This is a genomic window from Aquimarina spinulae, from assembly GCF_943373825.1.
Classification (GTDB): Bacteria; Bacteroidota; Bacteroidia; order Flavobacteriales; family Flavobacteriaceae; genus Aquimarina; species Aquimarina spinulae.
This window is the reverse complement of the sequence record NZ_CALSBP010000002.1, coordinates 2,725,872-2,738,610: the sequence shown is the minus strand read 5'-3', so window position 1 is coordinate 2,738,610 and position 12,739 is coordinate 2,725,872. Positions and strand designations below refer to the sequence as shown.

The window sequence follows — 12,739 nt, the reverse complement described above, 5'->3', positions numbered from 1 at the left end:
AAATAATATAGTATGAAAAATAATTTATTGTCAGTAATATATATAAGTCTTTTGATTTTAATTTTAGGTTGTACCACTTCTAAAAAAGAAACCGAAAAAGTGGTTGAGGAAGAATACACTACCAACGATCAAAATCCAAAATGGGTAAGTAGCTTAATCAATGCGTATAGAACCCTAAATGATAATCAAAGTATTGAAGCAGCTAATCAACTATATGAGGCCGCAGAACTTATGCCCAAGAAAAACTGGGAGGTTTATTTTATGGCAGCAACTGTTTATGCTCCCAAAAACAAAAATGACAAAGCATTTTTATCGTTAGATAAAGCTATACAAGCCGGACTTAGAGATTCTGTATTAACAGCAACCTATCCAGCTTTATCTAATCTAAGAAACGATTTAAGATGGAATACCCTATTACACACTATAAGTAATAAGAAAAGAACGTATATACAAACTATTAAAAATCCAGAGCTATTAAAAGAATTGGAAGAAATGTGGGCACAGGATCAACTTGCATTATCTCAGTATGAAGAAAAAACAAAAGCTCTGGATAGTAATGCTTCTACAGAAGAATACCAATTACTCTTTAAACCCGTCGAAGATCGATGGGAAATAAACAGGAATAAGCTCGATAGTATCATTAATATTTACGGCTGGCCCGGAAATAAACTTGTCGGAGAAGATGGAGCAAAAATAAGTTGGGCAATACCGCAACATTATCCCGATGTTTTTTTTAAACAAAAATGTCTATCCCTAATTGAAAAAGCAATGAAAAAAGGAGATATGGATCCCAACCATTATGCAGAACTTAATGATAGGATAGCTCGAGATACCTGGCAAAAACAAATCTATGGCGCAAGCATGGCACAAGGTGCTCCTTATCCTATTAAAGACCCTGCCAACGTAGATAGAAGAAGAGTCGAATTAGGGCTTCTTGAGCCAATAGAAGTATATGCTTATTTTCATGGAATCAAATACCAAAGGCCTAGCGCAGAAGAAGCTAAGATAACATTAGCAACTTCACATCAAAAAGCACTACACAGTTTTGAAACCTTCGAAAAATTTATAGATCAGAAAAACATTGATTCGGCAAATACGCATATTACAAACGCAATATCATTTTATGGAGAACTTAGTAATGAACAGCTTTATCAGGCGTCATTACACCTTGCTCTATTCGAGAATAAACGTTCTAAACGAATCTGCAAAAAAATCCTAAAAGTTCTTATCTGGAGAAAATGGGAGGGTAGATTTCAAATCGCTAAACAATCAGAACTTGTCTCATGGTATGAAAAAAAGGAATGGTTAGAAATTACAGAACTCCTTCAAAAGAGCCAATAATTACTGTTTTTTTAGCTATCAGAGCGAGTTCTTAATTAAGAAAAAGATCAAACTGCCTCAAACAATTTTCCTGGCAGTGGTTTTATAACTCCTTTAAGTTCCATATTAAGCAAAACAGAAGCTGTTTTAAACGTAGGGATTTGGCATTGTAAGGCTATGACGTCTAATAACTCTTTTCCATTATCGGTTAAAAAATTATAGATTTTCTTTTCTTGTTCATCTAACTCTACAAATAGTTTTTTCTGTACAGCAGGTTGTTCATTCTCATCGAGTTTCCAATTAAGCATATACATTAGATCAGCAGCACTGGTAAGCATATGGGCACGCTGGGTCTTTATCAACATATTACATCCCTTGCTTAAAGGATCATGCGCTCTACCCGGTACTGCAAATACATCTCGATTATAAGAATTAGCAATATCGGCAGTTACCAAAGAACCTCCTTTATCGGCACTCTCAATTACTACTGTTGCTTCACTAAGTCCAGCAATAATTCGATTACGACCCAGAAAATTTTTACGATCAAAAGTATCTGTGCTCCAGAAATCTGTGAAAAACCCGCCGTTTTCCTCGATCTGTGGAACATACCTCTTATGCGTTTTAGGATAAATTTGATTTAAGCCATGAGCCAAACAGCCTATAGTTTGTAGATTATGTTTAACCGCTGCACGCTGCGCTGTGATATCTACACCATAAGCAAAACCCGATACGATAACAGGATTAACAGGAGCGAGGGTTTCTATCAATTCTTCACAAAACTGTACTCCATAACGAGTTACCTGTCGTGTACCTACAATACTCAGAATCTTTTTATGTTCAAGATCAATATTCCCAGAACTAAATAATACTACAGGGCCATCAATACAATGTTTCAACCTTTCTGGGTAACCCTGTTGATCATATACCAGGCAATTGATATTATTTTCCTGTATAAATTGTAGTTCCTTTTCTGCAATTTTTCGATACTCAGGGTTATATAAATCTTTGATTTTCATTTTTCCTATTCCATCAATTTTGAGCAGGTTGTTTGCTTTTTCGGCAAGTACTGCCTCTGCATCACCTACTTCGCGTATTAATTTTTTGATAGAACTATCCCCAAGATTGGTTACTTTTTTAAGGGTAAGTAAGGCGAGAAGTTTTTCGATGTTCATGTAATAATTTGTAAGTCAGTGCAAGAAACAAAAAAAAAACGAAACTGTTAATAAATTCAGCAGCTAGAGTTTAAATGACCTTCATTTTTTTATACCTTTGGGATAATTAATTTTCACTAACAAAGAAAGCACATTTTTAGAAGGGGTAATGAATAACACAGCTAACTATATAAGCGAACTATTATATCGATATGAATGCATAATTCTACCAGGTTTTGGTGCATTTTTGACCAGGCGTCAACCAGCTACAATACTAGATGGAACTAATACATTTTATCCTCCTCAAAAATTAATTTCTTTTAATAGCCAATTGAAAAACAATGATGGCTTGTTAGCGAACTATATTGCATCTGCAGAAAATATCTCATATACAGATGCTGTTGCCAAAATCCAACGCTATGTTTTATCTCTTAATGAAAAGATGGCAAATGGACAACGTATAGAATTAGAGAAAATTGGTTCATTTTATACTTCGGTAGAAAACACCTTACAATTTGAACCTTTACAAGAGGTAAACTATCTTACAGAAGCTTTTGGGTTACATTCGTTTGCATCTCCTGTAATTAAAAGGAATATTGAAATCAAGCGTGAAGTATATAAAGAGGATGTAGAGGCTATTGAAAAAGTAATTCCGCTTACGTTTACACCAGAAAAACGTAGTGAACGCCCTTATTTACAATATGCAGCTGTAGCAGCAATCCTATTGGGGGTTGGTGGTTTTTTTGGCTTGAAACAAGTTAGTGATACCAATGTAAGTTATAATAATAAGGAATGGCAAAAGGCCAATCAGGAAATTGAAAACAGGATACAAGAGGCTACTTTTGAAATTTCTAACCCGCTCCCTGCCATTAATCTTAATATTATAAAGGGCAAAGAAAACACTACTAATATAACTCCTGAAGTATCTAATACTATATCAGGGAATTTTCATATCGTAGCTGGTGCTTTTAGAATTGCATCTAATGCAGATAGTAAAGTACAAAAACTTAAAGCACAAGGATTTAATGCGCATCTTATTGGAGTAAACAGATATGGTTTACACCAGGTAGCATACGAAAGTTATGAAAACCGTTCTGAAGCGGTACAAGCACTAGCCAGAATTAAAAAAGAACAGAGTTCTAAAGCTTGGTTATTGATTAAAAAGTAATCTAAAAATCATACTACGATTATTTATTATAAGTGTTTTGTTGTCACTACAGCATAATACTGCAAGATGAAGTTTAAATACTCATAAATTATACCTGTTGTTATTTTCTCATTATGGTATTACCGCATATCTTTGCAAAAATTTAAAATTGCATGGAATCCAGACATCCCTCAGAATCTCTTACCACTTTAACCGATTTGGTACTAACAGGAGAAACCAATCCTTTAAATAACTTATTTGGAGGAGAACTTTTAGCTCGTATGGATCGTGCAGCAGGAATTGCAGCAGGTAGGCATTCTAGACGAATTGTGGTTACTGCTTCTGTAAATCATGTTGCTTTTAATAAGGCTATCCCACTGGGTAGTGTTGTAACTGTCGAAGCTAAAGTTTCCAGAGCCTTTAGATCATCTATGGAGGTTTATATAGATGTTTGGGTAGAAGATCGCCAGAGTGGAGATAAAACTAAAGCTAATGAGGCTATCTATACTTTTGTTGCTGTAAACGAAAGTGGGAGTCCCGTTGCTGTACCTTCAATAAAACCAGAAACAGCACTCGAAAAACAACGATATGATGCGGCTTTACGTCGTAAGCAATTGAGCTTGGTTCTGGCAGGAAAAATGAATCCTAGTGATGCTACAGAATTAAAAGCATTGTTTGTATAGATTGCTCATAATTATTTCTTGTTAAAGAATATCAGATCTTTTTAAATATTGCGATTGCATTATGACCTCCGAAACCAAATGTGTTGTTCATAGCAATATTGATAGTTCCTGTTATAGCTTCTTTTGTAATAATATTTAGGTTTCCAGGAATTTCCTTAGCAATAGTATTCGTATTAATGGTTGGTGGAACAATCCCCTCATTAATAGCTTTAACACATAATATACTCTCGATTGCACCAGCGGCACCAAGTAAATGGCCTGTCATAGATTTGGTCGCACTAATTTTAAGGTTTTCAGGGGCATTTCCGTAAATTTTTGTGATTGCTTTGATTTCACTTAAATCTCCAACTGGGGTTGAGGTAGCATGTGTATTTAAATAGTCAACTTCTTCAGGATTAATTTTTGCTTCATGCAAAGCAAGCTCTATAGCTTTTGCCGCTCCAAGTCCTTCTGGATGTGTTGCTGTCATGTGATATGCATCAGCTGTCATCGAAGCGCCTATGATTTCGGCATAAATTTTAGCTCCTCTTTTTTTAGCATGATCCAGATCTTCTATAACCAGTGCTCCTGCTCCTTCTCCCATAACGAAACCATCTCTTTCGCTATCAAAAGGTCTTGAAGCCTCACTTGGGTTATCATTTCTGGTAGACATTGCCCTCATTGCATTAAACCCACCTATCGAAGCCTCTGTAATTGGTGCCTCAGACCCACCAGTTATAAATATTTTTGCCTTCCCAAATTTTATATAGTTATAAGCATCCATTATAGCTGAATTTGAAGTAGCACAAGCAGAAACTGTAGTATAATTAATCCCCATTAGTTTAAATTTCATAGAAATCATTCCCGAAGCCATATTCGAGATCAGTTTAGGTACAAAAAATGGGTTAAAGCGAGGGGTATTATTATTCTCAATATATCCTTTTACTTCTTTTTCAAAAGTATTCATACCTCCTTGTCCCGTACCCCAGATCACTCCAATATCGAAAGGAGATATTGAGTTTACATCGATTTTTGAATCTTCAAACGCCTCTGTTGCTGCGTATAATGCGTATTGAGTAAATAAGTCGCTTTTTCTAATTTCATTTCGTTCCAAGTATTTTTGTGGATCAAATCCTTTTACCTCACAAGCAAACTGAGTTTTAAATAAAGATGGATCGAATTTCGAAATTCTTGTAGCTCCACTTTTAGCATTAACTGCATCATACCAAAATTCTTCTACCGAATTTCCAAGAGGGGTTATAGCGCCTAAACCAGTAATTACAACTCTTTTTTCTTTCATGTTAACATAAATTATACTTACTAATAAGTAAGTTTAAATGATTAAAAAAAATTACGTACTCTTCAATATTGAAGCCTTAACAGATTTTAAAATATTTTTCTGGATAACTTTATCCAGGATAAGTGATGAAAGTAAAGCGGCTATAACAACATCAGTTTTTTCCTCGGCCGTCTCCATAAAATTAAATTCTTTGTTTTTAAGACCTTCTTTAAGCACTTCTTGCATCCAGCTACGAATTTCCTCACTCATCTTTGTTAGCGAATTCTGCATATTTTCTGGTAAAGATTCATAAGAAGAGCCCAATGCTCCCACCAAACAAACCAAGTTAAGAGATTGGTTTTTCTCATAAAGAGCGATAAAATTATTTAGCTTTTCTTTGGGTAAACATTGTTCCCATTCTATGTGTTTTTTCTGAAACTCATTTCTTGTTCTAAGAATAATTTCTTGTCCCAGATCAGATTTTTTTGGAAAATGATAATGTACCGCAGCATTCTTTATTTGTAATGGTATAGATATATCCTTGTAACTAAAGGCATTATACCCTTTAGTTCTAATTAGTTTTTCTGCAAGATCCATTATTTCTATTTTCTTATCAGACATAGTTTTCAAATATACTTACTAGTAAGTAAGAATGCAAGAAATAAAGATATAAAAATCGTTTCTACTACTTAACTTACATCTTATAAATCCAACTTTGAGGGTTTAATCGTTTTGCATTTTGGTAGATTAAGAATTTCATAATCGCTCTACCAGTTGTTGGGTTGGTGCGCACCTCACCTATTGCTTGTTTTGTTGCTACTTTTTGCCCTTCTTTAACACTAATATTCTCTATATTATAGTAGGTAGTAATATAATTACCATGTCGTATTTGTATCAAACGACTCGCTCCTTTAAGTTTTTGTATAGCGATTACTTCTCCTTCAAAAATAGCTCTCGCAGGTTCTCCCGACCTCGTTTCAATTTCTACCCCACTACTATTAATTTGTATATTAGGGAGCGTAGGATGAGGCTGACGCCCAAATTTCTTTGTTATTCTTCCTGTTCCTACAGGCCAAGGTAATTTTCCTTTATTAGATGTAAAATTATCGGCTAATATTTTGGCCTCTGCAGTAAGTGCAAATGTAGTTGCAGACCCTTTTTTGGTTACTTTTTTACCTGCTTTTTTATTGGCTTTAGCTATAGCTTCCCGAATCAATTTCTCAATCGCTTTATCAATAGCACTGGCTTGTTGTTCTTTTTTCTTGATTTGCTTTGTGTAGGTACCTTGTTTTTTGCGAATAGAAGTCATCAAAATTTGTTGCTCCTTTTTTTCTGCTTTAAGCTTGTTCTGTTCTTCGCGATTCTCCTCAATTAGTACTTGCTTTTCTTTTTTTTGTCTCGACAGATTTGTATTTAAAACCTGAAGTTCTCTGGTGTTATTTTCTATTCGATTTGCTTGCTCTTTGCGATGTTCATTATATTGTTTCATATATTGTAATCGCTTATAGGCTTGAGAAAAATCTGAAGAAGAAAGTAAAAACATAATTCTACTTTGATGAGATTTACTCTTATAGGATTTTGTAATCATCCTGGCATAATCCTTTTTAAGTGCTGTAAGCTCCTTACGATATGCCTCTATTTTTTTAAAATTCGTATTGATCTCTCTAGTCAATAAATTAGCTTGTTGATTGGTAATTTTTATTAGATTTTTACGTGTTCCAATCTGCGAGTTGATCGTTTCTACTTCATAAAGAACAGAACGCTCTTTACGTTTATTATTTGCACGTAGTTCTTTCATTTGTTCAATCTCTTCTCTAAGTCGTTGACGCTCTTCTTCGAGCTGCTGTTGTTTGCTACTTTGAGAAAAAGATGGACTACAAACCAATAATAAACCTACGAAATATATAATCTTTAAAAACCTCATTGAATAGTGACTTGCTTATACCCTGATGGTATTTTAAACGGAAAACTCACCTTAGCATTGTAATCTACCGTTTTATAATCTATCTCAATCATGGTTTTTTCTTCTTCCTGCAATGCTTCGATATAGATTTCTTTCGGAAAATCCTGATTTCCTACTTTTTGATAGCTTCGATAATTAATCGTTAGATCTCTATTTTCGATAGGTTGTTTTAATCTTTGCGAGTACATTTTGAAGGTATCCGGGTGTATTAAAAACAATCGTTCAAAAAGTGCTAATTCTGTCTTAGGTCGTAATTGATACGCTTTTCCTGTTATTGAAGATTTATATTTATCGTTTCTTAAATTAAATAACGCTTGTCCTAAAAGCATCTGCTGTACTTTATTATAATCCAGATCTGTGCCCAACCAATCGCTTAGCAATTTAAAATCTCCTTCAAAATAGGTGTTATTGATTTTCTCGTAGTAGCTTACTTTTTCTGGCGTAATGAGTGCCTTTGCCAACGTAATACCCAACATCTTTACACTAATCCAAATAGTTTTATCTTTTTCTATTCGCAGTGTAGCATTAGGACTATAAGATTGTTTGCCATCATCATATCTTACTTTTATACGAGTATTAAGTGTTTTAAAATTAAAAGATCGATTGTAGTGATTTGCAATTATCTTTTCTGCATTTAGTTTTTTGATTCCCGACGCACTTACTGCTTTGGTTCCCTTACAAGAATTAAGCATCATCATAGCAATGCACAATAGATAAAATATTCTGTTCATTACCCGCTTATGATTTTTTCTGAAGTTGATTTACTTTTTGTTGATATTCTGAAGCTTTTGTAGTATCTCCCAAGTTGCGATATGCCTCACTTATTTGTTGGTAAAAGTCTGATTCCATCTTTAGATCATCTATCACGTAATCTATACCTATAGTAAGAATCTCGATAGCTTCTGCCGCTTTTTCGAGACGAATCAATGCTACACCATTGGCCAAATAGAAAATAGGTTGTGCAGGATACATTTCTAAAGCTAATTCGCTTCCTATTTCTACTTTTTCATATCGCTTTAAGTCTAGTTGTAATAGTAATATTCTTTTTAGCAATACAAAGTCATTGGCATTGCTTTTTATTCCTCGTTCATAAAAATTGAGTGCTTGCTCTTTTTTGTCTTTTTTATAATAATAATGGCCTAATTCTGTAAAGACTTTTCCATTATTCTGACCATTAGAGAGCAACGAAACAATATCTGTTAATTGAGATTCGTATTGAGGATTCTTATCTAGAAATGGTAAAAAATCGTTAATCACTTTATATTTTGATTCGACATCTATTTTATTACTTTTTAAAGCAATCTTCATCGAACTAATAGCTTGTTCAAAATTATTTTCTTCAAGATAAAATTTATATAGTGCCAGATGTACGAATTCTGATTTTGGCTTTTTCTTTAATAGTAATTTAGCCGTTTCAAACGCTTTTTCTTTTTGATTATCCTTACTATACAGGTAAATCAGGTTTAAATAATTTTGCTCTACCTTAGGTTTTTCTTTTATTTTTTTTTCTAGTCTACTAATTTGACCATTGGGATTAATAATTTTTGAGGAGATCCTTTTTCGTAACCTATTGCGATAATCATCGGCTCCAAATTCGTCATCTAATTCATCAATAACGATTAATGCTTCTTCATATCGTTTTTCTAGAAAGTACAAATTTGCCAACTGTTCCTTGAACATAGGGTTGAATGCAACTAACTTTTCTACTACACCTATTGATTCTTGGTATTTTCGTTGTTGAAAATAAACTTCGAACAAAAGCTCGAGGATAAACCTGTTATTGGGTTTAGCATCTAATACTTTTACGAAATTATCTTCTGCATCCTGATATCGTTTTAGCTCTAAATAATTCTTCCCTAATTCTAAATATAAAAAATCGGGTTTAGGGTCAATTTTTATACATTTCTCTAAGGCTTCAATTGCCTTATCGTAATTGGTAATTGCTTTTTGTTTTAGCGCCTCAAAAAAATTCTCTTGAAATTCGTCAGAAACATTTCCCAGATCGTCGATATTTATCTCTTGTTTAGGCTCTATATCCTGAGATAGAATCATAGCACTCCCACTCCAAAAGAATAGAAATAAAAGACATATATGTTTCCAATAGTTAATCATAAACTGTGTTCTGCAATACTGATATTGCATCATAAATTATTCCAAAACAGAATAGTCTCCAATACTAACTGTAGTGAAGTTTCCATCATAAACAGCATTGTTTCCAATCATAGCATTGTCCAAGTTAGCATTTTTTATGACAGTTTTGGTCTGAATCAGACTATTTTTGATTATTGCATTCTCGATTGTACATCCTTTTCCTATCGAAACATTGGGCCCAATGGTAGCATTTTTTAACGTTACTCCTTCACCCAAATAGCATGGAGCGATAACAGTTGAGTTTTCTTGTGTAACTTCATTACTAACCAAATGTTCTCCATCTTTTTGTAAAAACCCCAGCATTCTTGTATTTGTTTCTACGGTCACATTTTTGTTTCCGCAGTCCATCCATTCATCTACCTGTCCGGTTACAAATACTTTTCCATTACTCATCATTCTTTTAATTCCATCGTTAATTTGATATTCTCCCCCATTAATAATGTTATTATCCAGAACATACTGCAATTCGTTTTTAAGAACTGCCACATCTTTAAAATAGTATATACCTATTACTGCCAGGTCGGACACAAATTCTTTAGGCTTTTCTACTAATTCTACAATCTCGTTATTATCGTTTAGTTTTACGACACCATAAGCTTCTGGTTGGTCTACTTGTTTTACCCAAATTACAGAGTCTGCATTTTTATCGAGGTTAAAATCTGCTCTAATTAGTGTATCTGCATAAGCAATTACTGCAGGTCCTGACAAAGATTCTTTGGCACACATAATAGCGTGTCCTGTTCCCAAGGGTTGATCTTGCCTATAAATAGATGCTTTTGCTCCCAGGCTTTCTGCCAATGTTGTTAAACTTTCTACTACATCATCTCCAAAAAAAGCAGGATCACCTAATACAAAGGCTATTTCCTCAACTGGTTCTCCTAAAACTTTAGCAATATCAGATACTAATCGGTGTACTATTGGTTTTCCAGCAACCGGAATTAATGGTTTAGGAACTGTGAGCGTATGAGGTCTTAGTCTTGACCCTCTTCCTGCCATTGGTACTATAATTTTCATGCTACTTTAAATTGGTTTTATGATGATTGATGTCTTATTTAACTCCTGTACTTCCAAATCCTCCTTCTCCTCTAGTGGTTTCTGATAATTCTGTTACCTCGATCCATTCTGCTCGTTCGTGTTTTGCAATTACCATTTGGGCTACTCGTTCTCCATTCTGAATAGTAAAATCTTCATTCGACAGATTTACTAGAATCACCCCAATCTCTCCCCGGTAATCTGCATCGATTGTTCCTGGTGCATTAAGTACTGTAACCCCTTTTTTGGCTGCTAATCCACTACGTGGACGTACTTGTGCTTCATACCCAACCGGTAATTCTATAAACAATCCGGTTTTTACAATTGTACGCTCTAGTGGTTTTAGCGTTATTGATTCTGTTATATGTGCTCTTAGATCCATTCCTGCCGAAGCAATAGTTTCGTAATGAGGTAGATCGTGAGATGATTGATTAATTATTTTTATCTGCATATTGATATCCTAATTATCCTGTAAAAGCTAGACTACTTTACCGTAAGCGGTAAGAATCAAAATTTTAACCGGACCTATCTTTTTAAAATTTGTTTTAATTCTTTCTTTTCTGAGGCGTACAAAATTACTAAAAACCCAAGTAACAATGGGATAGAAATTATATAATTACTATCAAAAACATAAAATGATAAAATTGAAAAGGTAATAGATAGAGCAAGGTACATTCCTATCTTTTTAAGATTATAAGGAATAGGATAATATTTTTTACCATAATACCATGATAACATCATCATAGATCCATAAGCTGCTAGTGTTGCTATAGCTGATCCAAGATAGCTATATTTTGGTATCATAATAAAGTTTAATACTAATGTAATTATAGCCCCTATTACAGAAATATAAGCTCCAAACTTAGTTCTATCGGTAATTTTATACCATACAGAAAGGTTATGATATATCCCAAGGCAGAGATTGGCTAATAAAATTATCGGAACAATTTTAACGGCCTCCCAATATGCCTGATCTCTTATGATGAAGCCTTTTAATAAATGTACAAAAACGACCACCCCAAGCAAAATAACCGCTCCAAAAGCCACAAAGTATTTAGTAATTCTGGCATAGGTTTCGGGAGCATTCTTATTTTCGGAGTAGTTAAAGAAAAATGGTTCTATTCCTAATCTAAAAGCTGTAGCAAACAAAGTCATAAACAATGCCAGTTTATAACAAGCAGAATATACCCCAACTAAATGATCAGCTACATCTTCTGGCAACAGGTAATCCAACAAAATTCTATCAAACGTTTCATTAATAGAGTATGCAACTCCTGCTATAAGAATCGGAAAAGCGTAGTTCATCATTTTTTTCCAAAGCACTCGGTTAAAACGATACTTAATCTTACTATAGAAAGGAGCCAATAATACTAATGTTAATCCACTCGCGATCAAATTAGAAACGAAGATATAATTGATCTCATAATTCTCTATTGTGATACTCTTTAGTATCGAAAAATCTTTTGATACTGTTTTTAAGTACAGTAAGAGAAAGACATTCAGCCCCAGATTAACGATTACATTTAGAATTTTAATCAATGAATAGCGCATTGGCTTTTCATTTGCTCTTAGCCATGCAAAAGGGATAATTACTAAAGCATCTAATAAAAGAATCCAAATTACTAAAGTAATGTAATCAACTCTTATATCGGTAAGTATTGCTATTTGGTTTCTAAATAGCAAGGCTAAAACAAAAAAGCAAAATGATGAGATCACCAAAGATATTGCAGATGTACTTACTACTGCATCTTTATCAGATTCTTTATTAAAAAACCTAAAAAAAGCGGTTTCCATACCATAAGCCAGTATAACATTGAATAACACGAAATACGAAAATATAATAGAAATCTTACCGTATTCTCCTGTTGGCAACAGATCTGTATACAGAGGGACTAAAAGAAAAGACAACATGCGCGGAAGCACTGTTGCCAGCCCATAGATAAAAGTTTGCTTAAAGAGTTTTTGAAATATGCTCAATTGGTGGTATCCTTATAACTGTAAAAATACAATTTTTTTGTCTTATGTATTGCCACG

Annotated in this window: 12 protein-coding genes; 3 read left to right on the top strand and 9 right to left on the bottom strand. The window is 33.9% G+C overall.

What is annotated here, in order from left to right; genetic code table 11:
* Positions 1-12: 12 nt before the first annotated feature.
* On the top strand, positions 13-1,341 hold the full coding sequence (locus NNH57_RS17520) for a DUF6624 domain-containing protein (protein WP_108808192.1): 1,329 nt from the start codon (positions 13-15) through the stop codon (positions 1,339-1,341).
* Positions 1,342-1,388: 47 nt separating this feature from the next.
* Here the strand turns inward: NNH57_RS17520 and dprA are convergent, their stop codons facing one another.
* The gene (gene dprA / locus NNH57_RS17515; RefSeq protein WP_108808193.1) at positions 1,389-2,492 is read right to left on the bottom strand and encodes a DNA-processing protein DprA; all 1,104 of its coding nucleotides are present in this window, start codon (positions 2,490-2,492) and stop codon (positions 1,389-1,391) included.
* 148 nt (positions 2,493-2,640) lie between these two features.
* On the opposite strand from dprA, the gene NNH57_RS17510 reads away from it, so the two are divergent.
* Positions 2,641-3,639, top strand: coding sequence for an HU domain-containing protein (locus NNH57_RS17510; RefSeq protein WP_108808194.1), 999 nt, complete (start codon positions 2,641-2,643; stop codon positions 3,637-3,639).
* A 152-nt stretch (positions 3,640-3,791) separates the two neighbouring features.
* Positions 3,792-4,301, top strand: coding sequence for an acyl-CoA thioesterase (locus tag NNH57_RS17505; RefSeq protein WP_025665389.1), 510 nt, complete (start codon positions 3,792-3,794; stop codon positions 4,299-4,301).
* 31 nt (positions 4,302-4,332) lie between these two features.
* Here NNH57_RS17505 and fabF read toward each other — a convergent pair whose 3' ends face one another.
* From fabF to NNH57_RS17465, 8 genes are all read right to left on the bottom strand, one after another.
* Entirely contained in the window at positions 4,333-5,580 is a 1,248-nt protein-coding gene (gene fabF / locus NNH57_RS17500; protein WP_108808195.1) for a beta-ketoacyl-ACP synthase II, read from the bottom strand.
* Between the two features lie 51 nt (positions 5,581-5,631).
* Positions 5,632-6,180 (bottom strand): TetR/AcrR family transcriptional regulator, encoded by a 549-nt coding sequence (locus tag NNH57_RS17495; protein ID WP_108808196.1) that lies wholly within the window; start codon positions 6,178-6,180, stop codon positions 5,632-5,634.
* Between the two features lie 73 nt (positions 6,181-6,253).
* Positions 6,254-7,483: a murein hydrolase activator EnvC family protein gene (locus tag NNH57_RS17490; RefSeq protein ID WP_074405831.1), complete on the bottom strand. Its 1,230-nt coding sequence runs from the start codon at positions 7,481-7,483 to the stop codon at positions 6,254-6,256.
* Complete coding sequence (gene lolB1, locus NNH57_RS17485; protein ID WP_108808197.1) at positions 7,480-8,253, bottom strand: lipoprotein insertase outer membrane protein LolB1; 774 nt, start codon at positions 8,251-8,253, stop codon at positions 7,480-7,482. The genes NNH57_RS17490 and lolB1 overlap by 4 nt, the downstream gene beginning before the upstream one ends.
* 7 nt (positions 8,254-8,260) lie before the next feature.
* Complete coding sequence (locus tag NNH57_RS17480; protein ID WP_159099249.1) at positions 8,261-9,634, bottom strand: tetratricopeptide repeat protein; 1,374 nt, start codon at positions 9,632-9,634, stop codon at positions 8,261-8,263.
* Between the two features lie 36 nt (positions 9,635-9,670).
* Complete coding sequence (locus NNH57_RS17475; protein WP_074405834.1) at positions 9,671-10,687, bottom strand: sugar phosphate nucleotidyltransferase; 1,017 nt, start codon at positions 10,685-10,687, stop codon at positions 9,671-9,673.
* 34 nt (positions 10,688-10,721) lie between these two features.
* Positions 10,722-11,156 carry a dUTP diphosphatase gene (dut, locus tag NNH57_RS17470; RefSeq protein ID WP_074405835.1) on the bottom strand — a complete coding sequence of 145 codons (435 nt, stop codon included), beginning with the start codon at positions 11,154-11,156 and terminating at the stop codon, positions 10,722-10,724.
* A gap of 74 nt (positions 11,157-11,230) precedes the next feature.
* Positions 11,231-12,682 (bottom strand): oligosaccharide flippase family protein, encoded by a 1,452-nt coding sequence (locus NNH57_RS17465; protein WP_074405836.1) that lies wholly within the window; start codon positions 12,680-12,682, stop codon positions 11,231-11,233.
* Between the last annotated feature and the right edge of the window lie 57 nt (positions 12,683-12,739).

Excerpts from the sequence above, each read along its gene's own strand:
- NNH57_RS17520 (WP_108808192.1), top strand. The coding sequence starts at position 13 with ATGAAAAATAATTTATTGTCAGTAATATATATAAGTCTTTTGATTTTA.
- dprA (WP_108808193.1), bottom strand. The coding sequence starts at position 2,492 with ATGAACATCGAAAAACTTCTCGCCTTACTTACCCTTAAAAAAGTAACC.
- NNH57_RS17510 (WP_108808194.1), top strand. The coding sequence starts at position 2,641 with ATGAATAACACAGCTAACTATATAAGCGAACTATTATATCGATATGAA.
- NNH57_RS17505 (WP_025665389.1), top strand. The coding sequence starts at position 3,792 with ATGGAATCCAGACATCCCTCAGAATCTCTTACCACTTTAACCGATTTG.
- fabF (WP_108808195.1), bottom strand. The coding sequence starts at position 5,580 with ATGAAAGAAAAAAGAGTTGTAATTACTGGTTTAGGCGCTATAACCCCT.
- NNH57_RS17495 (WP_108808196.1), bottom strand. The coding sequence starts at position 6,180 with ATGTCTGATAAGAAAATAGAAATAATGGATCTTGCAGAAAAACTAATT.
- NNH57_RS17490 (WP_074405831.1), bottom strand. The coding sequence starts at position 7,483 with ATGAGGTTTTTAAAGATTATATATTTCGTAGGTTTATTATTGGTTTGT.
- lolB1 (WP_108808197.1), bottom strand. The coding sequence starts at position 8,253 with ATGAACAGAATATTTTATCTATTGTGCATTGCTATGATGATGCTTAAT.
- NNH57_RS17480 (WP_159099249.1), bottom strand. The coding sequence starts at position 9,634 with ATGATTAACTATTGGAAACATATATGTCTTTTATTTCTATTCTTTTGG.
- NNH57_RS17475 (WP_074405834.1), bottom strand. The coding sequence starts at position 10,687 with ATGAAAATTATAGTACCAATGGCAGGAAGAGGGTCAAGACTAAGACCT.
- dut (WP_074405835.1), bottom strand. The coding sequence starts at position 11,156 with ATGCAGATAAAAATAATTAATCAATCATCTCACGATCTACCTCATTAC.